Origin of the sequence: Pseudomonas sp. PS01303 (genome assembly GCF_029959385.1) — a bacterium.
In the GTDB taxonomy this organism is placed as follows: domain Bacteria; phylum Pseudomonadota; class Gammaproteobacteria; order Pseudomonadales; family Pseudomonadaceae; genus Aquipseudomonas; species Aquipseudomonas rustica.
In genome coordinates this window covers 1-23890 of the sequence record NZ_JASCPK010000052.1, presented here as the reverse complement: position 1 = coordinate 23890, position 23890 = coordinate 1, and the positions used below count along the sequence as shown (strand labels likewise).

22 protein-coding genes are annotated in these 23890 nt (G+C 60.3%); 8 read left to right on the top strand and 14 right to left on the bottom strand.

The window, feature by feature from the left end; translation table 11 throughout:
- Positions 1 to 24: 24 nt before the first annotated feature.
- Both lipA and QMX93_RS15900 read left to right on the top strand, forming a co-directional pair.
- On the top strand, positions 25 to 1023 hold the full coding sequence (gene lipA, locus QMX93_RS15905) for a lipoyl synthase (protein WP_161806657.1): 999 nt from the start codon (positions 25 to 27) through the stop codon (positions 1021 to 1023).
- Between the two features lie 107 nt (positions 1024 to 1130).
- The gene (locus QMX93_RS15900) at positions 1131 to 2081 is read left to right on the top strand and encodes an LD-carboxypeptidase (protein WP_282356968.1); all 951 of its coding nucleotides are present in this window, start codon (positions 1131 to 1133) and stop codon (positions 2079 to 2081) included.
- Positions 2082 to 2214: 133 nt separating this feature from the next.
- Here the strand turns inward: QMX93_RS15900 and QMX93_RS15895 are convergent, their stop codons facing one another.
- The 5 genes from QMX93_RS15895 to leuS all read right to left on the bottom strand — a co-directional run bounded on the left by QMX93_RS15895 (position 2215) and on the right by leuS (position 8315).
- Positions 2215 to 3537 (bottom strand): lytic murein transglycosylase, encoded by a 1323-nt coding sequence (locus QMX93_RS15895; protein ID WP_282356966.1) that lies wholly within the window; start codon positions 3535 to 3537, stop codon positions 2215 to 2217.
- 61 nt (positions 3538 to 3598) lie between these two features.
- Positions 3599 to 3763: an alternative ribosome rescue factor ArfA gene (gene arfA / locus QMX93_RS15890; protein WP_053124158.1), complete on the bottom strand. Its 165-nt coding sequence runs from the start codon at positions 3761 to 3763 to the stop codon at positions 3599 to 3601.
- 175 nt (positions 3764 to 3938) lie between these two features.
- Positions 3939 to 4976, bottom strand: coding sequence for a DNA polymerase III subunit delta (holA, locus tag QMX93_RS15885; RefSeq protein ID WP_282356962.1), 1038 nt, complete (start codon positions 4974 to 4976; stop codon positions 3939 to 3941).
- A gap of 39 nt (positions 4977 to 5015) precedes the next feature.
- Positions 5016 to 5621, bottom strand: a complete 606-nt coding sequence (gene lptE / locus QMX93_RS15880; protein WP_053124154.1) for an LPS assembly lipoprotein LptE — start codon at positions 5619 to 5621, stop codon at positions 5016 to 5018.
- Between the two features lie 87 nt (positions 5622 to 5708).
- Entirely contained in the window at positions 5709 to 8315 is a 2607-nt protein-coding gene (gene leuS, locus QMX93_RS15875) for a leucine--tRNA ligase (protein ID WP_159814955.1), read from the bottom strand.
- A 254-nt stretch (positions 8316 to 8569) separates the two neighbouring features.
- Between leuS and QMX93_RS15870 the strand changes: the two genes are divergently transcribed.
- Positions 8570 to 8893, top strand: coding sequence for a hypothetical protein (locus QMX93_RS15870; RefSeq protein WP_053124151.1), 324 nt, complete (start codon positions 8570 to 8572; stop codon positions 8891 to 8893).
- A gap of 104 nt (positions 8894 to 8997) precedes the next feature.
- The gene (locus QMX93_RS15865; protein ID WP_282356957.1) at positions 8998 to 9759 is read left to right on the top strand and encodes a YdcF family protein; all 762 of its coding nucleotides are present in this window, start codon (positions 8998 to 9000) and stop codon (positions 9757 to 9759) included.
- 88 nt (positions 9760 to 9847) lie between these two features.
- Here QMX93_RS15865 and lnt read toward each other — a convergent pair whose 3' ends face one another.
- From lnt to miaB, 5 genes are all read right to left on the bottom strand, one after another.
- The gene (gene lnt / locus QMX93_RS15860; protein WP_212545748.1) at positions 9848 to 11371 is read right to left on the bottom strand and encodes an apolipoprotein N-acyltransferase; all 1524 of its coding nucleotides are present in this window, start codon (positions 11369 to 11371) and stop codon (positions 9848 to 9850) included.
- 17 nt (positions 11372 to 11388) lie between these two features.
- Positions 11389 to 12228 (bottom strand): HlyC/CorC family transporter, encoded by an 840-nt coding sequence (locus QMX93_RS15855; protein WP_007909641.1) that lies wholly within the window; start codon positions 12226 to 12228, stop codon positions 11389 to 11391.
- Between the two features lie 5 nt (positions 12229 to 12233).
- Complete coding sequence (ybeY, locus tag QMX93_RS15850) at positions 12234 to 12728, bottom strand: rRNA maturation RNase YbeY (RefSeq protein ID WP_282356952.1); 495 nt, start codon at positions 12726 to 12728, stop codon at positions 12234 to 12236.
- Positions 12721 to 13719, bottom strand: coding sequence for a PhoH family protein (locus QMX93_RS15845; protein ID WP_038361873.1), 999 nt, complete (start codon positions 13717 to 13719; stop codon positions 12721 to 12723). Before QMX93_RS15845 ends, ybeY begins: the two co-directional genes overlap by 8 nt.
- A gap of 203 nt (positions 13720 to 13922) precedes the next feature.
- Entirely contained in the window at positions 13923 to 15251 is a 1329-nt protein-coding gene (gene miaB / locus QMX93_RS15840; RefSeq protein WP_053124140.1) for a tRNA (N6-isopentenyl adenosine(37)-C2)-methylthiotransferase MiaB, read from the bottom strand.
- A 133-nt stretch (positions 15252 to 15384) separates the two neighbouring features.
- Between miaB and QMX93_RS15835 the strand changes: the two genes are divergently transcribed.
- A complete protein-coding gene (locus QMX93_RS15835; RefSeq protein WP_003185742.1) occupies positions 15385 to 15714 on the top strand; it encodes a DUF1820 family protein in 330 nt (109 codons plus the stop codon).
- 122 nt (positions 15715 to 15836) lie between these two features.
- On the opposite strand, the gene QMX93_RS15830 is transcribed toward QMX93_RS15835, so the two are convergent.
- The 4 genes from QMX93_RS15830 to QMX93_RS15815 form a co-directional block, all read right to left on the bottom strand.
- Complete coding sequence (locus tag QMX93_RS15830; protein ID WP_003228518.1) at positions 15837 to 16391, bottom strand: tetratricopeptide repeat protein; 555 nt, start codon at positions 16389 to 16391, stop codon at positions 15837 to 15839.
- 225 nt (positions 16392 to 16616) lie between these two features.
- Positions 16617 to 17900: a glutamate-1-semialdehyde 2,1-aminomutase gene (gene hemL / locus QMX93_RS15825; RefSeq protein ID WP_282356947.1), complete on the bottom strand. Its 1284-nt coding sequence runs from the start codon at positions 17898 to 17900 to the stop codon at positions 16617 to 16619.
- A gap of 17 nt (positions 17901 to 17917) precedes the next feature.
- Positions 17918 to 18541, bottom strand: a complete 624-nt coding sequence (thiE, locus tag QMX93_RS15820) for a thiamine phosphate synthase (protein ID WP_008081079.1) — start codon at positions 18539 to 18541, stop codon at positions 17918 to 17920.
- An 18-nt stretch (positions 18542 to 18559) separates the two neighbouring features.
- Complete coding sequence (locus QMX93_RS15815; RefSeq protein WP_007909650.1) at positions 18560 to 19357, bottom strand: hydroxymethylpyrimidine/phosphomethylpyrimidine kinase; 798 nt, start codon at positions 19355 to 19357, stop codon at positions 18560 to 18562.
- Here QMX93_RS15815 and QMX93_RS15810 point away from each other — a divergent pair.
- The 3 genes from QMX93_RS15810 (at position 19356) to QMX93_RS15800 (ending at position 23803) form a co-directional block, all read left to right on the top strand.
- Complete coding sequence (locus tag QMX93_RS15810) at positions 19356 to 19550, top strand: hypothetical protein (RefSeq protein ID WP_282356945.1); 195 nt, start codon at positions 19356 to 19358, stop codon at positions 19548 to 19550. The two genes, QMX93_RS15815 and QMX93_RS15810, sit on opposite strands and share 2 nt — an antisense overlap.
- 153 nt (positions 19551 to 19703) lie before the next feature.
- Positions 19704 to 22058, top strand: coding sequence for a hybrid sensor histidine kinase/response regulator (locus tag QMX93_RS15805; protein ID WP_282356943.1), 2355 nt, complete (start codon positions 19704 to 19706; stop codon positions 22056 to 22058).
- Between the two features lie 95 nt (positions 22059 to 22153).
- Positions 22154 to 23803 (top strand): acyl-CoA dehydrogenase family protein, encoded by a 1650-nt coding sequence (locus QMX93_RS15800; protein ID WP_282356941.1) that lies wholly within the window; start codon positions 22154 to 22156, stop codon positions 23801 to 23803.
- The last annotated feature ends 87 nt before the right edge of the window (positions 23804 to 23890 follow it).

Genomic DNA, 23890 nt, shown 5'->3' with positions numbered 1-23890 from the left:
ATGACTACTGATGCAGTGCAAACCATGATCCCGACGCTCGACGTGACCGAGCGCCCGGCCCCGCGTCCCAAGGTAGAAGCGGGCGTCAAGCTGCGCGGCGCCGAGAAGGTTGCACGCATCCCGGTAAAGATCATTCCGACCACCGAACTGCCGAAGAAGCCTGACTGGATTCGTGTGCGCATCCCGGTTTCGCCGGAAGTCGACCGTATCAAGAGCCTGCTGCGTAAACACAAGCTGCACAGCGTCTGCGAAGAAGCGTCCTGCCCGAATCTGGGTGAGTGCTTCTCCGGCGGCACCGCGACCTTCATGATCATGGGCGACATCTGCACCCGTCGCTGCCCGTTCTGCGACGTCGGCCACGGTCGTCCGAAGCCACTGGACGTCAACGAGCCGGAAAGCCTGGCCATCGCCATCGCCGACCTCAAGCTCAAGTACGTGGTGATCACCTCGGTTGACCGCGACGACCTGCGTGACGGCGGTGCCCAGCACTTTGCCGACTGCATCCGCGAAATCCGCAAGCTGTCGCCGAACGTGCAACTCGAGACTCTGGTTCCGGATTATCGTGGCCGCATGGACGTCGCGCTGGAAATCACCGCCGCCGAGCCGCCGGATGTGTTCAACCACAACCTGGAAACCGTGCCGCGCCTGTACAAGGCAGCGCGTCCGGGTTCGGATTACCAGTGGTCGCTGACCCTGCTGCAACGCTTCAAGCAGATGATGCCGCACATCCCGACCAAATCCGGCCTGATGCTGGGTCTGGGCGAGACCGACGAAGAAGTCATCGAGGTCATGAAGCGCATGCGCGAACACGACATCGACATGCTGACCCTCGGCCAGTACCTGCAGCCGTCGCGCAGCCACCTGCCGGTGCAGCGTTTCGTGCACCCGGACACCTTCGCCTGGTTCGCCGAAGAAGGTTACAAGATGGGCTTCAAAAACGTCGCCTCGGGCCCGCTGGTACGTTCGTCGTATCACGCCGACGAGCAAGCGAAGCTGGTCAAGGCTGAGTTGATGGGTTCCTGATTCAGCACTGAAAAAAATGCCCGCCGTGGCTTTAAGTCCGGCGGGCTTTTTTTTGCCTGCTTTCCTGACTACTGTGTGCGCATGACTTCACACTGGGAGCCCCATGGATGACCGTTCGACCGACCCACAGCCTATTTCCGCATAAACCCGTGCCGGCGCTGCCGTCAGAGGGCGTGATCGGCGTTATCGCGCCTGCCGGGCCGGGTGCGCTGGACACCGACAAGGCGGTGCAGTGGATGCGCGCTCGCGGTTATGCGTTGAAGGTGTTTCCCGGCGTCTATGAAAAGGATGGCTATCTGGCTGGCAGCGATGAGGTGCGGCTTAACGATCTGCACGCAGCGTTCGCAGATGCCGAGGTCGATGCAATCATTTGCCTGCGCGGCGGCTACGGTACGCCGCGCCTGCTGGATCGGATCGACTACGACCTGCTCAGCCGTAACGCCAAACCCTTTGTCGGTTACAGCGACATCACCGCGCTGCACCTCGCGATCAGTCGTTACGCCGGGTTTGTGACCTTTCACGGGCCGCTGCTCAACGCTGACCTGCTTGGTGACAAAGAACCACCGACCGTGACGTCATTCTTCGCCATGCTGCGCGGTCAGTTGAAAGCGGGGAGTGTGCTCAGCCATCCGGTGGCATATCCGTTGACCACCGTTGAGCCCGGCGTTGCCCATGGGCGTTTGCTCGGTGGCAATCTGGCGATGATCGCGGCGACGTTGGGCACGCCTTACGAAATTGATGTCGAAGGGGTGATTCTGCTGATCGAAGACATCAACGAGCCGCTGTATCGCATCGATCGATTGCTGACGCAGATGCGCCTGGCCGGGAAACTGGCGAGGTTGCGTGGGGTGTTGGTTGGGGATGTCGCGGGGGTGGATGTCGAGGCGTTGAACCGTTTGCTCAAGCAGACGTTCGAGCCGTTACGGATTCCGGTGTTGTCGGGGTGGCGCAGCGGGCATTGTGATCCGAATCTGACGCTGCCGATGGGCGCGCTGGTAAGGCTGGATGCCGGGAAGAAGGAATTGATGCTGGAGCAGGATGTGGTGATCAAGGCTTAGAAATAAGTCGCCTGACAGTCAGTCTTCGGGAGCAAGCCCCCTCCCACATTCGACCGTGTTCTTATGCTGAAACTCGATCAACTGTGGGAGCGGGCTTGCTCGCGAAGGCGTCAGTCGCCATACAACCGAGCCACTACTGGGTACGCAAGCTCTCAAGCAGCTTATGCGTCGGATACCCATCCGCCGGCCAGCCAAACGACTGCTGCGCACTGCGGATCGCCTTACGCGTGTTAGCGCCGATAATCCCGTCCGCCGTGCCCGCATCAAAGTTGCGCGCGCTCAACAGGTTCTGCAGTTCAATGCGCTCGCTGCGGCTGAGCGGCATGTCATCTTTCGGCCAGGTGCCGTTAATCAGACCACCGCCACTGAAGCGCTCAGACAACAAACCGACCGCCAACGCATACGACGAAGAGTTGTTGTATTTGAGGATCGCGCGGAAGTTATCCAGCACCAGGAACGCCGGGCCACGATAACCGGCCGGCAGCAGCAGGGCGGCGGACAGTTGCTCGGAGCCCGCCGGAGCCTGACCGCCATTCGGCAGAATCACACCCAGTTGGCGCCATTCAGCAACGCTTTTGCGCATCACACCGTCAGCCAGTGTGTAGTTGAAACCGCTCGGCAGTTGCACCTCGAAACCCCACGGCTGACCCCGCTGCCAGCCGGAGCTTTGCAGGTAGTGCGCGGTCGAGGCCAGCGCATCGGCCGGGCTGCCCCAGATGTCGCGGCGACCATCACCGTCAAAATCCACGGCGTGCGTGTTGTAGGTAGTCGGAATGAACTGGGTCTGACCCATCGCGCCAGCCCAGGAGCCAAGCATCTTCTCCGGCGTGATATCGCCCTGTTGCAGGATCTGCAGCGCGGCAATCAATTGCGCATGGGCAAAACCAGGACGGCGACCTTCGTAGGCGAGGGTGGCCAGCGAATTGATCACTGACTTTGTGCCCTGGAACTGGCCGAAGTTACTTTCCATGCCCCACACCGACACCAGCGCCTGACGGTCGACGCCGTAACGCTGTTCGATGCTTTGCAGAATGTCGGCGTACTGATTGATCAGCGCCTGACCTTTGCGTACGCGCAGCGGCGACAGCGCGCCATCGAGGTATTCCCACACCGGGCGGGAGAACTCCGGCTGGCTGCGGTCAGCGCGGATGATGCTCGCGTCGAAGCTGACGTTGGCAAATGCGCGATCAAACAGCTCAGGGCTGACGCCGGCGGCCAAGGCATCCTTACGGAAGCCTGCTTGCCATTCGGCAAAGGTCTGGGTCGGCTGAAGATCGAGAGGGTCGGCGGACGGCACTACCGGCGGGATGATCGCTGGGGCCGTGGCGACAGGGGCAGCTTGAAGAGGTTGCGCATCGGCGGCGGTGGGTTTTTCCGCGCAGGCGACAAGCAGGATGAAGCTGGAGGCAGCGATCAATTGGCGAACAGGCCAACGATGGGAAAGACTTAGGGGCATGCACAGTTCCAGGGGAAACGAGTCAAGTGCAGACCTTAACATGAGCAGGGGGTACTGCGCTTTAAGCAGCCAGAAAGTAAGAAGCCTCCCAGCTGTCAGACTGGAAGGCTTCGCGGCGGTAGCTGCCTTTACCCTTGGTTGGTCGTTCCTGGCGACTGCGGAACAGGGGCTGGGCGACGATGGATTTGGCCTTGTTGGGGCCATGCTTTGCTGGCTTTTTGCTCATGAGGGTTCTCTCATTGGGGTGGGTTGTGCGGGGGAAATAATCTGCCGATGTTGGGCGTCTGTCTATAGGGCAAATGTGGGCGCGCATTGTAGGAAACAAGAGCAAAAGATCGCAGCGTGCCGCAGCTCCTACAAGGATCGGTGTAGGAGCTGCCGAAGGCTGCGATCTTTTGATCTTATTCGGCAGGCAGAGTCAGACGCTGCCCAGCCATCAACAACGCCAGCCGGCTCAAGCTCATCCACGGCGAACCCGCCGCCTGGCCCTTGATCTGCGCATCAATGCGCTGAGCTTCCAGCAACAACTGCGCCCAGCGTTGCGCCGTGTAGCGTTGCAAGGCTTTGCTCATCAGCGGTTTGCGCTTGTCCCAGACCGGCGGTTTCGCCTGACTGAAGCACTTGTCCAGCGGCGTGCCCTGGCTGTACTGCAGCGAGATATTGGCCAGCAGGCGCAACTCCCGCGCCAGAGCCCAGAGAATCACCGGCGGCTCGACACCTTCACCGCGCAAGCCTTCGAGCATGCGCAGCGCATGCGCCGGTTCGCCGTTGAGCACAGCGTCGGTCAGGCCGAATACGTCAAACCGTGCGCTGTCGGCCACAGCGGCCTGCACGGTTTCAACGGTGATCTGTCCGCCTTCCGCCATCAGCTTGAGCTTTTCGATTTCCTGCGCGGCGGCGAGCAAGTTGCCCTCGACACGCGCGGCAATCAATTCGACCGCGTCCTGACTGGCCGACAACCCGGCCTGCGACAGACGCTGACGAATCCAGCTCGGCAGTTGACTGGCATCCACCGGCCAGATCTGAATGAACTGGGTCTGCTGGCCTTCAACCAGCGCCTTGCCCCACTTGGTTTTCTGCGCGCTGCCATCGAGCTTGGGCAAGCTGATCAGCAGCACCGTGTCTTCAGCGGGGCGCGAGCAATATTCGATGAAAGCGGCAGCGCCTTTGTCACCGGGTTTGCCCGAGGGCAGACGCAGTTCCAGCAGGCGTTTTTCCGCGAACAACGACATGCTGGCACCGGCCTGCAGCAACGTACCCCAATCGAAATTGGCGTCGGCGGCAAAGACCTGGCGTTCGTCGAAACCTTGCTCGCGGGCAGCACGGCGGATGGCGTCGGCGGCTTCCTGACACAGCAGCGGGTCATCGCCGCTGATGATGTAGATCGGCGCGAGGGCGCCTTGCAGGTGTTTACCGAGTTGGGCGGGGGCGAGCTTCATAAGAAAGGTCGAACGGGGCGCCTGAGCGCCCCGAACATCTTACTGCTGCGGTACTTCGAGCGGCGACTGACGCGGGGTTTCCGCTTCAGCTTTCTGCGCCGCTTCCAGGGCCTGGGCTTCTGCCTTGGCGCGGGCATCGGCGGTCGCCTGCAGTTGATCCAGTTGCGCCGGAGTCAGCTGTTGCAGACGCAGCATCATGCGCTGTACCAGTTCGCGACGGGTTTCGCGACGGGCGTCGTTGGCTTCCTGATCGGAACCGACGAGGTTGTTGCCGTCGTGAATGAACACCTTCTGCACTTCAAGCTTGTCGCTCAGCAGGTTCAGGTTGTTGGCGCCGAGAATGTCGTAGCTGAGCACGGTGCTCACCTGATATTCGCCGGTGGTGCCGTTACCCGAGTAGCTGAGGATGCGCTGGTTTTCCTGCTCGTTGGACAGGAACAGCTTGTACGGCGCGCCGGAAACTACTTTCACGCCGCTGGATTCCAGTACCTGGCGCAGTTGCGTCACGGTTTCGCCGTAAGCGTTACGGGCGCTCAGGTCGAGCTCCTTGATCGCCAGTTCATTGGTGCCGGTACCGCGCAGCTGGAAACCGCAGGCGCTCAACAGAACGGCGAGGCCCATCACCAGCAGATTGCGTTTGATCATTGTGTTGCTCCCCTTGAAACCAGGTGGGCCGACCGTGCGGCCCGAAAGGTTTTACTTGGCGTCAGGCGAACCTGACGCCCGATCCAATTAGCTGGCGACGATGTTGACCAGTTTCCCCGGCACAACGATCACTTTACGAATAGTCAGACCGTCGACGAAACGCAGAACGTTTTCGTTGCCACGGGCTGCCGCTTCAACTTCTTCACGGGTGGCGCTGGCCGGCATTTCGATCTGGCCGCGCAGCTTGCCGTTGACCTGGATCACCAGGGTCAGGCTGTCCTGCACCAGCGCGCTTTCGTCCACGGCTGGCCAACCGGCGTCGATCACTGCATCGGCGTGACCCAGTTGATTCCACAGTTCGTGGCTGATGTGCGGGGTGATCGGTGCCAGCAACAGCGTTACGGCTTCCAGACCTTCGTGAACCAGAGCGCGATCCTGTTCGGTGCCTTGTGCGGCTTTTTCCAGCACGTTCATCAGCGTCATCACCTGAGCGATGGCGGTGTTGAATTTGTGGTTCTGGCCGACGTCGTGGCTGGCTTGCTTGATGGCCACGTGGATCGAACGGCGAACGGCTTTCTGCTCGTCATTCAGGCTGGCGATGTCGAGCTTGCCCGGCAAGCCCTGACCAACGTGGGCTTGCGCCAGACGCCAGACGCGCTTGAGGAAACGGTGCGAACCTTCGACGCCGGAGTCCGACCATTCGGCGCTCATGTCAGGCGGCGAGGCGAACATCATGAACAGGCGGCAGGTGTCGGCGCCGAACTGATCGATCATCGACTGAGGGTCGACGCCGTTGTTCTTCGACTTGGCCATCTTCTCGGTGCCACCGATTTCCACCGGCAGACCGTCGGATTTCAGCTTGGCGCTGATGACCTTGGCTTTGCTGTCACGCTCGAGTTCTACGTCCGCCGGGTTGAACCAGGTGTAAGCACCGTTGGCTTCGCGACGATAGTAGGTTTCGGCGATCACCATGCCTTGGGTCAGCAGGTTCTTGAACGGTTCGTTGGAGCTCACCAGACCTTCATCGCGCATCAGCTTGTGGAAGAAGCGCGCGTAGAGCAGGTGAAGAATCGCGTGTTCGATACCGCCGATGTACTGATCGACCGGCAGCCAGTGATCAGCTGCGGATTTTTCCACCAGACCGCCTTCAAAGTGCGGCGAGGCGTAACGGGCGTAGTACCACGACGACTCGACGAAGGTGTCCATGGTGTCGGTTTCACGCTTGGCAGGCTGACCGCATTTCGGGCAGCTGCATTCGTAAAACTCAGGCATGCGCGCCAGCGGCGAACCAGCGCCGTCCGGCACCACGTCTTCCGGCAGAACGACAGGCAGTTGATCTTCCGGCACCGGCACGTCACCGCACGCATCGCAGTGGATGATCGGGATCGGGCAGCCCCAGTAGCGCTGACGGCTGATGCCCCAGTCGCGCAGGCGGAACTGAGTACGCGAGGCGCCCAGTTCTTTCTTGATCAGGGCGACTTCCATGGCGTCGAACGCGCCAGCGAAGTCCAGACCGTCGAACTCGCCGGAGTTGATCAGTGTGCCGTGCTCGCCGTAGGCGTCTTGCCACGGCGCAGGGTTGCTGTCGCCAGAGCTGGTACGCACGACCGATTTAACCGGCAGGTTGTACTTGTGAGCGAATTCGAAATCGCGCTCGTCGTGCGCTGGTACCGCCATCACAGCACCGTCGCCGTAGTGCATCAGCACATAGTTGGCGACCCACACCGGCAGTTTTTCGCCAGTCAGCGGGTGCTCGACGAACAGGCCGGTCGGCAGGCCTTTCTTCTCTTGCGTGGCGACGTCGGCTTCAGCGACGCTGCCGCCCTTGCATTCAGCGATGAACGCTTGCAGCTCAGGGTTGTTTTTCGCGGCCAGGGTGGCCAGTGGGTGCTCGGCAGCCACGGCGACATAGGTTGCGCCCATCAGGGTGTCCGGACGGGTAGTGAAGACTTTGAGGGTGCCGGCTTCGCCGATCGAATCGACGTTGTACGGGAACTGCACTTCCATGCCGCGGGATTTGCCGATCCAGTTGCGCTGCATGGTCTTGACCTGTTCAGGCCAGCCAGTCAGTTCGTCGAGGCTCTCCAGCAGCTCATCCGCGTAGGCGGTGATCTTGAAGTAGTACATCGGGATTTCGCGCTTTTCGATCAGCGCGCCGGAACGCCAGCCACGACCGTCGATCACCTGTTCGTTAGCGAGAACGGTCTGGTCGATCGGATCCCAGTTCACGGTGCCGTTTTTACGGTAGATCACACCTTTTTCGAACAGGCGAGTGAACAGCCATTGTTCCCAACGGTAGTAATCCGGCTTGCAGGTGGTGACTTCGCGCGACCAGTCGACCGCCAGACCCAGGCTGCGCAGCTGGGTTTTCATGTAGGCGATGTTTTCGTAGGTCCACTTGGCCGGGGCTACGTTGTTCTTCATTGCGGCGTTTTCTGCCGGCATGCCGAAAGCGTCCCAACCCATCGGTTGCAGAACGTTCTTGCCGAGCATGCGCTGGTAGCGGGAGATCACGTCGCCGATGGTGTAGTTGCGCACGTGCCCCATGTGTAGCTTGCCGCTGGGGTAAGGGAACATCGACAGGCAGTAGAAAGTCTCCTTGCCTGGCTGTTCACTGACTTCAAAGGACTTTTGCTCATCCCAGAACGACTGGGCGGCGGCTTCAATTTCACGGGGCTGATATTGTTCGTGCATGGCTACTTTTGTACTGGATAGGGGTGGCCTAATCCTCTTCAACGCAGGTTCCGGGGTTGGCCCGGACGAGCTGGAAGTGGAATTACAGGAAGCGCCGTAGCATACATGACCGCGCTTGGCCTAGGGAAACCCTGATTACAGCTACATGTCCCGCAATACTTGCGTCGGGGCCGTTGGTCGCGGCGTACAGCCGGTTTGTGCAGCGAAGCTAAGCTCTAACTGGGGAGTGAGTCTTATCTTCAATGAGGTGAGGGATGGTGGAGCAACGGCAAAAAAACGTGAATAAACCCGAGTTGTACGAGAGGTTGATCGACCGTCTGGGTATGGCCCTGGACGCAGTAAAAACCGCTGACCGGCTGCGCGACGAGCGCCCCCTGGAACTGGAATTGCGTGGCTTGAGCCCCGCTGAGTTCAAACTGGTCAAGGCCTATCTGGATCGCAGTGAGCGTGAAACGCACGGCTGCCTGTCACAAGCAGTGAAGCAGCTCGATGCAGCACATTCGGCCAAGGTCATCTGGCTCAAGGACAAGGCGCCCGGCAGAGACACCGTCAAAGTACGGGCTATGCAGGCCAAGTAAGCGCATGGCAGGTCAAGAAACGGATCTTTTTCAACGGGATCCCACCTACTGGTTGTAACGCGTTATTAACACTCTTAGGCTTCGGGCATCTTTGGAGATGCCCGATGCCCTTTCGCTATTTCATCAAACAACTTCTATTGCCGCCCGGCATTCTTTTGCTGCTGTTGCTGGCTGCGTGGTGGCTGCGCCGCTCGCGACCGCGACTGGCTGGGTTGTGCTTTGCCATTGGTTTTGGCGGGTTCTGGCTGATGAGCCTGCCGGTGGTTGTGCAATGGGGCGCCAAGGCGCTGGAGCGTGAGCCGCCGCTTGCGCGTGAGGAATGGGCGACACTGGCGCAACGGGCTGACGCGATTGTGGTGTTGGGCTCCGGACGTGAGCGTGGCGATCTGGCCTGGGGCGAAGACCAGCCAACCGGCGTCGGGCTTGAACGTCAGCGTTATGCGGCGCGCCTGGCCAAGGCGTCAGGCTTGCCGATTTTGACTTCAGGCGGCCTGCATTACGGCACGCCGCCGACCGAGGCGAAGTTGATGGCCGATTCGCTGCGTGATGACTTCGGCGTGACCGTGCGTTGGCAGGAAGGGGCAAGCCGTACGACGTGGGAGAACGCCAAATTCAGCGCCGACATTCTATTGCCGCAAGGGATCAAGCGCGTGGTCGTGGTGACGCAGGCGTGGCACATGCCGCGCTCGGTATGGAGTTTTGAACAGGCAGGATTTGAAGTGGTGCCGGCGCCGGTGGGCTTTTTGGGCACTGATAACGCGAGACCGTTTGGTGGCTGGTTGCCGGAATTCAAATCGATCTGGCAGAGCGGGCAGTTGCTGAATGAAGCGGTGGGGCAGGTGGGGTATTCGCTGTTTTACCGCTGAAGATCAAAAGATCGCAGCCTGCGGCAGCTCCTACGAGGGTTGAATACAAATCCCCTGTAGGAGCTGCCGAAGGCTGCGATCTTTTGCTTTAAAGGGTTTTTGAGATTCGGCTAGCCATCAGTGCCCAGCCAAACAGCAGCAAACACAAAATCATCAGCGGCCACGAGCGGTATTGCAGATACGGCGTCAGGTTGTGCATCGGCACCACTTCGCCGTACAGCACACCCTGTTCAAACTGCGGAATCTGCTCGGTGATCTGCCCGAACGGGTTGATCAAACCGGTCACGCCATTGTTGGTCGCGCGGATCATCCAGCGACCCGCTTCCAGTGCGCGCATCTGCGCCATCTGCAGATGCTGCAGCGGGCCGATCGAGGTGCCGAACCAGGTGTCGTTGCTGATCGTCAGCAGCAAATCACTGCGCGCCGACAGGCCGGCAGCGAAGTCCGGGTACACCACTTCGTAGCAGATGAACGGCGCAATCTGATAACCCTTGGCTTGCAGCAACGCCTGATCGGCCGGGCCACGGGCGAAGTCAGACATCGGCAAATCAAAGAACGCGATCAAGCCACGCAGGACATCCTGCAATGGCACGTACTCGCCGAACGGCACCAGTTTCTGCTTCAGGTAAGTGCCATCGCCTTCGCCGACCACGGTGATGCCGTTGAAGAAGCGTTTTTCGTGACGAACCATCTCGCGGATCGGCACGCCGGTAATCAATGCGGATTTACGCTCGGCGGCGAAGTTGCCCATCATGCTCAGGTAGCCTTCGGCAGATTCCTTGAGCACCGGCACAGCGGTTTCCGGCCAGATCAGCAGATCCACCGGTTTCGAGCGGAAACTCAGATCACGGTACAACGCCAACTGTGCGTTGAGCTCGGCCGGATCCCATTTCATGCTTTGCGCGACGTTGCCCTGAATCGCAGCAACGCTCAAAGGCGCGCCCGACGGACTCGTCCAGGCGTGACCCTTAAGCGCGAAACCCGCCACCCAAGGTCCGACCAACAGCACCAGACCGGCGACGACAAAAGCTTTGCGGCGGCTTTGCAGCAAACGCGGCGCGTTGTAGATCAGCGCAGCGGTCAGTGCCAGTACGAACCCCACCAGCCACATGCCACCGACCGGCGCGAGCCCCGCTAGCGGGCCGTCGAGCTGGCTGTAACCCGAGTACAACCACGGGAAACCAGTCAGGAACCAGCCACGAAACATTTCCTGACCAACCCACAGCGCAGCAAACGCGAGGGCGTCGGCCAGCGGTGCTTCGTTGCGACGCAACCAGCGCGCCCAAATCCAGGCGGGCAGGGCGAAGAACCAGGCAATCGCGGCGGTAAACAGCAGCATCAGGAACCCGGCCAGCAGCACCGAAGCGCCGCCGAAATGGTGGATGCTGTAATAGATCCAACTGGTGCCGGCGCCGAACAGGCCGAAACCGAAGCACCAGCCACGGCCCAGCGCCTGACGTGGGCTTAGCTCGCGCAGACCGGCGTAGAATAAGCCGACTGCGAGCAAGGCCAGCGGCCAGATGTTGAAAGGCGCCAGAGCGAAGGTGGTGATTGCACCGGCCGCCACGGCCAGCAGGTTACCGGGCCAGCCGGGGCGGGTTGTCCAGCGCATTTCAATCCTTAGAGGTATTACCGGGCGATTGGCGTGAGTCGCAGCAAATGAATCCGACGGCTGTCGGCGTTCAGGATGCGGAAACGATAGGCGCCGATTTCAGTGATTTCGTTGCGTTTTGGCAAGTGCCCGAACGCGCTCATCACCAGACCGCCGACAGTGTCGAACTCGTCGTCGGAGAATTCACTGTCGAAGAACTCGTTGAAGTTCTCGATCGGCGTCAGGGCCTTGATCAGGAAATCACCACTTGGCAGCGGCTTGATGTAGCTGTCTTCTTCGACGTCGTGCTCGTCTTCGATGTCGCCGACGATCTGTTCCAGCACGTCTTCGATGGTCACCAGACCGGCCACGCCGCCGTATTCGTCGATGACGATGGCCATGTGGTTGTGGTTGGCGCGGAATTCACGCAGCAACACATTCAGACGCTTGGACTCCGGCACGAACGTGGCCGGGCGCAGCAGATCCTTGATGTTGAAGCTGTCGCCGTTTTCCTTGAGGATCAGCGGCAGCAGATCCTTGGCCAGCAGCACGCCCATCACGTCGTCATGGCTTTCGCCGATGACCGGGTAGCGCGAGTGGGCCGAGTCGACCACGGCCGGGAGGAATTCACGGGGTGTCTGGGTCGCCTTGATGCTGATCATCTGCGAGCGCGGCACCATGATGTCGCGTACTTGCAGGTCAGCCACCTGAATGGCGCCTTCGACGATGGCCAGCGCTTCGCTGTCCAGCAGTTTGTTCTGATGTGCATCACGCAGCAGCTCGAGGAGCTCCTGACGGTTCTTCGGCTCGTGGGCAAAAGCCTGGGTGAGTTTACCCAGCCATGACTTCTGCCCGTTGCTCGATCGATCTTCGCTCATAGCGATTACTCTGAATCCTTTGTTGTAACGATAGGGGATGTTTCGGTTTCGTCGTCCGCGTACGGATCGGGATAGCCCAATTCGGCAAGCAACTCGCGTTCCAGTGCTTCCATTTCTTCGGCTTCGTCGTCATCTATATGGTCGTAACCAAGCAGATGCAAGCAGCCGTGAATGACCAGATGCGCCCAGTGGGCCTTTAGTTCCTTGCCTTGCTCGGCGGCTTCGCGCTCAACCACCGCCACGCAGATCACCAGATCGCCGAGCAACGGGATGTCGAGAAACTCGTCGGGCACGTCAGCGGGGAACGACAGGACGTTGGTCGCGTAATCCTTTTGGCGCCAGGTGTGGTTGAGCTCGCGGCCTTCTTCCTCGTCGACCAGACGAATGGTCATTTCCGAGTCAGCGGTGCGCTGGCGCAGGGCCAGTTCGCACCACAGACGGAAGTCGGCTTCACTCGGCGCGCTCGCTTCAGTCGCGATTTGCAGGTCTAGCTCAAGCATTTCGCGAGGTGTCCTTGGGTGCTTCGTCACGGTTTTCGAAGCGCTCGTAGGCTTCGACAATCCGCTGTACCAAAGGATGGCGCACGACGTCTTTCGGCTGGAAGTGCGTGAAGCTGATGCCTGGCACGTCTTTGAGCACTTCGATCACATGGTGCAGACCCGATTTGGTGCCTTTCGGCAGGTCGACCTGGGTGATGTCACCGGTGATGACCGCCGTAGAACCAAAGCCGATCCGCGTGAGGAACATTTTCATCTGTTCAACGGTGGTGTTCTGGCTCTCGTCGAGAATGATGAAGCTGTTGTTCAGCGTACGACCGCGCATGTAGGCCAGAGGCGCAACTTCAATCACCTGGCGTTCGATCAGCTTGGCGACGTATTCGAAACCGAGCATCTCGTAGAGCGCGTCGTAGAGCGGGCGCAAATACGGGTCGATCTTCTGCGACAGGTCGCCGGGCAGGAAGCCGAGTTTTTCACCCGCTTCAACCGCCGGACGCACCAGCAGGATGCGGCGGATCTGCTCACGTTCCAGTGCATCAACAGCGCAAGCCACTGCCAGATAGGTCTTGCCGGTACCGGCCGGGCCAATGCCGAAGTTGATGTCGTTACCGAGGATTTCCTTCACGTAGCGCAGCTGATTCAAGCCGCGCGGGCGAATCATGCCTTTCTTGGTGCGCAGGGCAACGGAGGCTTCGGCGGGGGCGTGATTGTCCAGCTCGACCACGGCCGATTCCTGCAGGAACAGGTGCACCGTATCTGGCGACAGCTCTGAACCTTTGGTTTCCCGGTACAGGCGACGAATCAGATTTTCCGCAGACGTGGTGTGTTTGGGGTCGCCGATCAGCTCGAACTGGTTTCCGCGGTTGCGGATCTCGATCGTCAGGCGCTGTTCGATCAAGCGCAAATGCTCGTCGAATTGCCCGCACAGATTGGCGAAGCGGCGAGCCTCAAAGGGCTCGAGGATAAAACGATGTGGTTCTATGGGTGCGTTCAAGGTCGTATTTAGCCGCCCTGGGGCAATTAAGATGAAATCAAGGATAACGCCAGAGGCTTGGGTGCGAAAGCTCTTAAATACTCCAAAACCAAACACCGGCCTGTAGGAGCAAAGCTTGCTCGCGATGAACGGTCGCGCGGTCTGTTAGACAGATCGCGGCGCGGCCATCGCGGGCAAGCCTTGCTCCTACGGTTTTGTGTTGATTATTGGATCAACGAGCCGCGCAGCGAGTGCGGTTGGGCGGCATCGATGTGCACATCAGCAAACTGGCCGATCAGGGTTGGATTGTCGCAGCGGAAGTTGACGATACGATTATTCTCGGTGCGGCCTTGCAGCTCGCCCGGGTCTTTCTTCGAATAATCGGTCACCAGAATCCGTTGCGTCGAGCCGACCATTTGTCGGCTGATCTCGAAACCTTGCTGATTCAGGCGATGTTGCAGCGCGTTCAAGCGCTCCTTTTTCAACTCTTCCGGCGTCTCGTCAGCCAGATCGGCGGCCGGAGTGCCCGGACGTTGGCTGTAAACGAACGAGTAGGAAAAGTCGAAACCGACGTCGGCAATCAGCTTCATGGTCTGTTCGAAATCTTTCTCGGTCTCGCCGGGGAAACCGACGATGAAGTCCGAGCTGATGCAGATCCCCGGCACCGCCGCACGCAATTTGCGCAGCTTGGATTTGTACTCCAGCGCGGTGTGGTTGCGCTTCATCGCCGCGAGAATCCGGTCGGAGCCCGATTGCACCGGCAAGTGCAGATGCTTCACCAGTTCCGGCACGTCGGCGTGAGCCTGAATCAGGCTGTCGGAGAATTCCAGCGGGTGCGAAGTGGTGTAGCGAATGCGGTCGATGCCATCAATCGCGGCGACTACGCGAATCAGTTCAGCAAGATCAGCCAGACGACCGTCATGGGTCGTACCGCGATAACCGTTAACGTTCTGCCCCAGCAGCGTCACTTCACGCACGCCGTTTTCGGCGAGGTGGATGACCTCAGCGATCACGTCATCGAACGGCCGGCTGACTTCTTCGCCACGGGTGTACGGCACCACGCAGAACGTGCAGTACTTGCTGCAGCCTTCCATCACCGACACATAAGCGCTCGGGCCATCGATGCGCGGCTCGGGCAAATGGTCGAATTTTTCGATTTCCGGGAACGACACGTCGACCTGCGGCAGCTTGGTGATGCGCGCGGCGTCGATCATTTCCGGCAGACGGTGCAGGGTCTGCGGGCCGAAGACAACGTCAACGTACGGCGCGCGATCACGGATCGCCGCGCCTTCCTGGCTGGCCACGCAACCGCCGACGGCGATCACCATGTCCGGGTTGGCCAGTTTCAGTTCGCGCCAGCGGCCGAGCTGCGAATACACGCGATCTTGCGCGCGCTCGCGGATCGAGCAGGTGTTGAGCAGAATCACGTCGGCGTCTTCCGCGCGCGCGGTGACTTCCAGGGCCTGATGTTCACCCAACAGATCGACCATGCGCGAGCTGTCGTACTCGTTCATCTGGCAACCGTGGGTTTCGATGTAAAGCTTCTTGGCCATGGATTCGGGTCGTCACGTGATTCAAAGAACCCGGCATTATAGGGAACAAGCCCTCAGGTTCCTACCGCTGTGCGTCTGGTGGCTATGCTATAGTTTGCGCCCTCATTTTTATCCCCGATGTTATCCCCCCGCCATGACCAAACGCGAAGCTCCAATCTATAAGGTGATTTTCCTCAACCAGGGCCAGGTGTTCGAAATGTACGCCAAGCAGATCTATCAAAGTGATCTGTGGGGTTTTCTGGAAGTGGAAGAGTTCGTCTTTGGCGAGCGCACGCAAGTGGTCGTCGACCCGAGCGAAGAAAAGCTCAAGGCGCAGTTCGAAGGCGTGGTTCGCAGTTTTGTGCCGATGCATTCGATTGTGCGCATCGACGAAGTGGAACGTCTGGGCACCCCGAAAATCAGCGAAGCCCGTGGTGCGGTCGGCAATGTGATGCCGTTCCCGATGCCGATGCCTGAGAAGTAACAACAGATCCTGGATTGATCGTTCCCACGCTCTGCGTGGGAATGCCGCCTTCGACGCTCTGCGTCGGTGACGCGGAGCGTCACGGGATGAATTCCCACGCAGAGCGTGGGAACTATCGGCGGTCAGGGAAGAGGTGAGAAAGGCGTACGCCCATCGGCGCTCTGCAGTTCCATCAGGTATTTACGGAAAATTTGCCCAAGCACCTGCGTGGCAGTCTCAAGGTCTTCGCGGGACATCTTTTCGGACACTTCGTCGGCCGTATCCAGCGCATCTTCCGCGCCGTTGACCGCAGCCATCTTCAAAACGATATACGCCTGAATGTTGTTGGCCTGCACGCCTTCACCGTGGAAGAACATCGTGCCGAGTTTGAACTGCGCCTGAGCGTGGCCTTGCAACGAGGCTTTTTCGAAGTAGCTCAGGGCTTGATTGAGGTCGCGCGGCGCATTTTTGCCGTCGTAGTAGAACTCACCCAACTCGTATTGCGCTTGCGCATCCCCTTCGTCCGCCGCTTTCTGGCAGGCGGCCAGTGCCTGCGTGACGTCTTGCGGCTGAGTATTGAGGGTGCAACGACCCATCGCCGGGATCAACAACGAGTTGCCGCCTGCTTGTGCATGCGCGAGCAGGGGCTGAAGGAGCAACAGGCAGCCCAAGGCAAGGGTGCGGCCGGTGCGGTTCATGGGAATCGACTTACCTCTGAAGGGCACGCGGACCCATCGAGGGATCCAATAAGCGCGCATTATGAAATAAGCAGGGCCAACCTTACAAAGTCTTTACTCGTTTTTCTGCTGCGCGGGGAATATATCGCCCACTTTAGGGGAGATTTTTAGCAGGAGCATCGGAAAAACAGCGCGGATGTAGGTGAATGCTGACGCTGGCGATAGCCAACGTCAGCGGTACGGCGATTATTTCAGTGCGGCGAAGGCGCGTTCGGCAGCGTCCAGCGTCAGTTGCAACTCGGCTTCGCCGTGAGCGATCGAGGTGAAACCGGCTTCGAAGGCGCTCGGTGCGAGGTACACGCCACCTTCCAGCATCAGGTGGAAGAAGCGACCGAACAGGGCAGCGTCGCTGGCCATCACGTCTTCAAAAGTGACGATGTCGTCGGCGCCGCTGAAGTACAGGCCGAACATGCCGCCCGCCTGGGTGGTCACGAACGGAATACCCGCAGCATCGGCACGCTGTTGCAGACCGTCGAGCAGACGCGTGGTGTAGTCGTTCAACTCGGCGTGGAAACCCGGACGGCTGATCAAACGCAGGGTGGTCAAACCGGCGGCCATGGCCAGCGGGTTACCCGACAACGTGCCGGCCTGATACACCGGGCCCAGCGGCGCGATGCGTTCCATGATTTCGCGCTTACCGCCGAAGCAACCGACCGGCATGCCGCCACCGATGATCTTGCCGAAAGTAGTCAGGTCAGGGTTTACGCCGTAGTAAGCCTGAGCACCGCCGAGGGCAACGCGGAAACCGGTCATCACTTCGTCGAAAATCAGCACCACGCCATGTTTGTCGCACAGCGAACGCAAGCCTTCGAGGAAGCCCGGCGCTGGCGGCACGCAGTTCATGTTGCCGGCTACCGGCTCAACGATGATGCATGCCACTTCGTCGCCCACTTCCGCCAACATCCTTTCAACCGCGTCGATGTCGTTGAACGGCAGGGTCAGGGTGTGTTTGGCGAACGCCGCCGGCACGCCGGCCGAGCTCGGTACGCCTTGGGTCAGCGCGCCGGAACCGGCCTTGACCAGCAGACTGTCGGAGTGACCGTGGTAGCAGCCTTCGAACTTGATGATGCTGTCGCGGCCGGTGTAACCACGGGCCAGACGGATTGCGCTCATGGTCGCTTCAGTACCGGAGCTGACCATGCGCACCATGTCCATCGATGGCACCAGCGAGCAGACCAGGTCGGCCATCTCGGTTTCCATCGCGGTCGGCGCGCCGTACGACAAGCCGTGTTGCAGCTGATTGCGCACCGCGTCGAGCACGTCCGGGTGGCTGTGGCCGAGGATCATCGGGCCCCACGAACCGACGTAATCGACATAACGCTTGTCGTCTTCGTCAGTAACGTAAGCGCCTTCAGCGTGTTTGAAGAACAGCGGGGTGCCGCCAACGCTCTTGAATGCGCGGACTGGCGAGTTCACGCCACCGGGAATGTGTTTCTGGGCGTTGGCAAACAGGGTTTCGGAACGAGACATGATCGGGCTCTCAATCTTCAGGATTTGAACAATTCGTTGAACGCGCGGGCGCGGCGGGTCACTTCGGCGGTGCTCTCTGCACCGAACAAACCGTGAACCACGGCAAGCAGGTCGACCCCGTGGGCTACCAGCGGCGCAGCGTTGTCGAGGCTGATGCCGCCAATCGCGCAGATCGGCAGGTGCAGCGTGCGTTTGGCTTCGTCGAGCAGATCGAGGCTGCAGGTCGGTGCGCCGGGCTTGGTGTTGGAATTGAAGAAGCGACCAAAGGCGACGTAACTCGCGCCTTCTTTGGCGGCTTGTTCGGCCAGCGCGATTTGCGCGTGGCAGGTCGAACCGATGATGGCTTTTGAACCGAGCAGGGCGCGGGTCGGCGACAGCGGGCCGTCGGTCTGGCCGAGGTGCACGCCGACGTTGAGGCGCGCGGCCAGTTCGGCGTCATCGTTGATGATCAGTTGCGTTTTGTAGCGCTCGCACAGATCGCGCAACGCTTCGGCCTCGCGCAGACGGCGGGCCTCGTCGTTGCTCTTGTCGCGGTATTGCAGCAGGGTGACGCCGCCTTCCAGCGCCGCCTCTACATAAGAGAGAAACTTGCCGGCCAGCAATTCGCTGTCGGTAATGGCATACAGGCCACGTAGTTTCATCGGGCAGACCTCACGACGTTACGAGCAGAAATCCAGCGGCAGGCGACGCGGGACGAACTGGCCTTTGCCCAGTTGTTCGGCATCGCGCAGGGTGCGCCAGGTGTAATCAAGTGCACTGCGCACGGCACTGGCGAGGTGTTCGCCTTGCGCCAGTCGACCGGCCAATGCGCTGGCCAGCGTGCAACCGGAACCGTGATAGCTGCCCGGCAGACGCTGGCAGATAAAGGTTTCACGCAGACCGTCGCGGCTGTACACGCGGTTGTGGATTTCAGTTTCGTCGCCATGGCCGCCGGTGATCAGCAGGTTTTTGACGAACGGCAGGAGTTTTTCAGCGCACTCGTCCGCGGTGCCTTCGGGCAGTTCGGCGAGGATGCGCGCTTCAGGAAGGTTAGGGGTGGCAATGATCGACAGCGGCAGCAGACGCTCGCGCATCGCATAGCCGACTTCGTCCTTGCCCAGGCGTCCGCCGCCACCGGCGCGCAGCACCGGGTCGCAGACCACCGGCAAGTGCGGGTGCGCCGAGAGCAGTTCGACAACGGTGTCGACCATTTCCAGCGAACCGAGCATGCCCAGTTTGACCGCAGCGACTTCGGAGTCGTTGAGCACGGCATTGGCTTGAGCCAGTACCCACTCACGGTCGAGGACGCGGAAGTCAGTGACGTTGACGGTGTCTTGCACGGTCAGGGCGGTGACGGCCGGAGCCGCATGGCAACCCTGCGCGAGCAAGGCTTCGATATCTGCCTGCAAGCCGGCGCCACCACTTGGGTCGTGGCCGGAGAGACAGAGGACAACGGGGCGGGAGCTGTAGATATTCATGGTGCGCGAGCTTACCACCAAAGCTGATTTACGGGTGTGGCTGGCGGAGCAAGATCAAAAGATCGCAGCCTTCGGCAGCTCCTACAGGAAAATCCAGATCAATGTAGGAGCTGCCGCAGGCTGCGATCTTTTGATCTACCTGACCAACCCAACAGCTCTAGTCCGCTGCTTTGCTCTGAAACGCCCGTTCTAGAGCCTTTGTAGGAAAAATTTCGATGGTGCTCAATGGCCAGCAGCGGCTATGCTAGTCTGGATCCAAACCAATAACAGGTAATACCGGTTTTACGTCTACTCAAGGAATGGGGGGGCTTCCTGACATAACCGGACGAGCCACGCTGGGGCTTCAATGCGCTATTTGCTGATGTTGCTGTTTTGCTTGCCCCTCATGGCAAGCGCCGTCGAATTCGACGAATTCACCCAGAACCTGCCTTTGGGCCGGTCGCTGCAAGTGTTCGAAGACCCAAGTGGTCAGGCGAGCATTGCCGACGTCCGCGCGCAGGCCGCTGCCGGCAATTTCAAAGCCCATGACAAAGCCACGCTCAATGCCGGTTATTCGCGCTCGGCGTTCTGGCTGAAAATCGATCTGCATTACCGCCCGAGCAACCCCGCCGCCCAGCGTACCTGGTTGCTCGAGCTAGCTTATCCGCCGCTCGATCATCTTGATCTGTATTTGCCCGACGCCAATGGCGACTATCAGCTGATCCGTCAGACCGGCGACGCCTTGCCGTTTGCCAGCCGCGAAATCCGCCAGAACAACTACCTGTTCGATCTCGCCTTCGAACCCGATCAACAACAAACCGTGTACCTGCGACTGGCCAGCCAAGGCTCGATCCAGGCACCGGTGACGTTGTGGTCGAGCACCGCGTACCTCGAAGATCAACCCGTGCGCCTGTATGTGCTCGGCATCATTTATGGCGTGCTGCTGGGAATGGTGGTTTACAACCTGTTCATCTACCTCAGCGTGCGCGACACCAGCTACCTCTATTACATCTTCTATATTGCCTCGTTTGGCCTCTATCAACTGTCGGTCAATGGCGCGGCGGTCGAGTACTTCTGGCCGAACAATCCGTGGTGGGCCAACGCCGCGACCCCGTTCTTCATCGGTTGCGCCGGCCTGTTCGGCAGCCAGTTCGCGCGCAGTTTCCTGCAAACCAAAACCCATAGCCGTGGACTCGATCGCGTCTTGATCGGCCTGATCGCGTTCGGTGCGCTGGTCATCGGTCTGTCCTTGATGACCAGTTACGCCCTGGCCCTGCGCCTGGCGACGACGTTGGCGCTGACCTTCACCGTGGTGATTTTTGCCGCAGGGATTCTGGCCTGGTGGCGCGGTTTGCGGGTGGCGCGGTACTTCATCATTGCCTGGTCGGCGTTTTTGCTCGGCGGTATCGTCAACACGCTGATGGTGCTCGGCCTGCTGCCAAACGTGTTCCTGACCATGTACGCCAGCCAGATCGGTTCGGCCATCGAAGTGGCGCTGCTGTCGCTGGCGCTGGCCGACCGCATCAACGCGATGCGCGAGCAACAGGCGCAGACCCTGTACGACGCCGGGCAGAAACTCGAAGTGCTCAACCAGCAACTGGCCCACAGCAACAAGCTCAAAGATGAATTTCTGGCGACCTTGACCCACGAACTGCGCACACCGATGAACGGGGTGATCGGTTCGCTGGAATTGATGCAGACCGTCGAGATGGATCCGGAGCTGGAGCAATATCAGCAAACCGCCGCCGGTTCCGCGCGGGACATGATGCGCATGGTCAACGGCATCCTCACCCTCACCGAATTGCAGGCTGGCAAGCTCAAGGCCTCGCCGGGCAGTTTCAGTTTGCGTGGCGTGGTCGAATCGTTGCGCGCGCAGTTCGACGGCAACGCGGCGAGCAAGTCGCTGGACTTCAAGGTCGACGTGCTGCCAACCCTGCCGGATCGTCTGCACGGCGACAGCGCCAAACTTGCGCAATGCCTGGAATGCCTGCTGGATAACGCGATCAAGTTCACCCGCGTGGGCGGGCTGGCGCTGCGGGTTACCGGCAAACCGTCGACGGGCAATCGTCTGGCGCTGTCGTTTGCGGTGATCGACACCGGCATCGGTTTCACCGATCTGGGCGAGGCGACGATGTACCAGCGCTTCTTCCAGCTCGACGGTTCGATGACTCGCGAATACGGTGGCCTCGGCGTCGGTCTGGCGATCTGCCGACAATTGGTGGAACTGCTCGGCGGCAAACTCACGCACCGTTCCGAGCCGGGCAGCGGCAGCCGTTTTCAGCTGGATGTCGAATTTGAGTTGCCGGTGGTTGAGACCACGCCGAATCCTGCGCCTGGCGGTGATTGCATTCGCGCGCCGCAGGACTGCACGGTGTTGCTGGTCGACGACAACAGCGTCAACCAACTGGTGATGCGCGGCATGCTGCTCAAGCTCGGTTTCCGCGTGCGCACCGCCGACAGCGGCGCGACGGCGCTGGACTGCCTGCGGCGAGAAACCTTCGACGCGGTGCTGATCGATTGTCAGTTGCCCAGCCACGAAGGCGCGTCATTGTGCTGCCAGATTCACGCGCTGCCGGGCTGCACAAACTTGCCGGTGTTCATGCTCGCATTGAGTGCCGATCGAGAGGTCTGCGCCACGGGCGTCGCGGTCGATTACCTGAACAAACCAGTGAAATTCGAGGATTTGCAGTCGGCGCTGGAGCGTCGAGTGTTGAGCTGCTGATAGGGTAAAAGCGCCGCGAATTCGGCGCCTATGACACTTTGATCGACAGAGAGCCGGTGCTTAACTGGGCTTTCTGGACAGCCAAGGAGCCCGTCATGAACCTGCATCAGTTCGCCGAAACCCACGAAGTCACCAACCAGCCGCCGTCGCTGGACGGCACCAACCTGTACCGCATCGACCTGCCGTTGCAGGAGTGGTCGCGCAGGTTCGGCGCCGGTTGGGCCGAGTCGCGGATCGATGCCTACGGCGCGCTGGCCGGCGGGCCGTTGATGGAAGCCGGGTTCCTCGCTAACCAAAACAAACCCATATTTGTCAGCCATGATCGCTACGGCCATCGTATCGATCTGGTGGAATTTCATCCGGCTTATCACGAGCTGATGCGCACGGCGATCGAGCATGGTTTGCACTCGATGCCGTGGACGCATCCACAGGACGGCGCCCACGTCGCCCGCGCCGCGATGAGTTATCTGCACAGCCAGGCCGAGGCCGGCAGCGGTTGCCCGCTGACCATGACTTTTGCCAGCGTGCCGGCCCTGCGTCTGCAACCGAATCTCGCCGAGCAATGGCTGCCAAAAGTCCTCGCCACGGAATACGACCCACGCAACGTCGGCATGGCGCACAAGGCTGGCGTGACCATCGGCATGGCCATGACTGAGAAACAGGGCGGCACCGACGTGCGCGCCAACACCACCAAGGCTTATCCGGTCGGCGCCAGTGGCCCGGGCGAGGCGTATGAGTTGGTCGGACACAAATGGTTTTGCTCGGCACCGATGTGCGATGCATTCCTCACGCTGGCGCAGACCGACAAGGGTTTGAGCTGCTTCCTGCTGCCGCGCCATCGCCCGGACGACACACGCAATCAGTTCTACATTCAGCGCCTGAAAAACAAGCTCGGCAACCAGTCCAACGCCTCCAGCGAAGTGGAGTTTCGTGGCGCGCTGGCGTGGATGGTCGGCGAAGAAGGGCGCGGCGTACCGACCATTATCGAGATGGTCGCGATGACCCGTTTTGATTGCATGGTCGGTTCCAGTTCGCTGATGCGCCAGGCGCTGACCCAGGCCAGTCATCACTGCGCGCACCGCAAGGTCGGCGGCAAACTGCTCAGCGAGCAGCCACTGATGCAAAACGTGCTGGCCGATCTGGCGCTGGAAAGTGAAGCTGCACTGGCCCTGAGCTTGCGCATGGGCAAGGCGCTGGATCATCTGGACGATCGCCACGAAGCGCAGTTTGCCCGGCTGGTGACGGCAGTGGGCAAATATTGGATCTGTAAACGCGCGCCGGGGATGATCAACGAAGCGGCGGAATGCATGGGCGGCGCCGGGTATGTTGAGGAGAGCATCCTGCCGCGTTTGTACCGCGAGGCGCCGGTGAACTCTACGTGGGAAGGTTCGGGGAATGTGCAATGCCTCGACGTGCTGCGGGCGTTGTCGAAAGAACCGGGCGTGCTGGATGTGTTGTTCAGCGAACTCGGTGATGGCCACGGTGACAAACGCTTGGCCGCGCATATTCAACAGTTGCAGGCGCAGTTCAAGGACACCAGTGACATTCAGTATCGGGCGCGGCAGTTGACTGAGGACATCGCGCTCGGTTTGCAGGCCAAGCTATTGCTGGAGGCCGGGAACTCAGCCGTCAGCGATGCCTTTATTGCCAGCCGCCTGAGCGGTGGTGGCCGCGCCTACGGCGCCTTGCCACGCGGCCTCGACATCGACTCCCTCGTCGCCCGCTCAACCCCACAAATCCTCTGACCCCCCACAAATCCCCTGTAGGAGCTGCCGAAGGCTGCGATCTTTTGATCTTATAAACACCAAGATCAAAACATCGCAGCCTTCGGC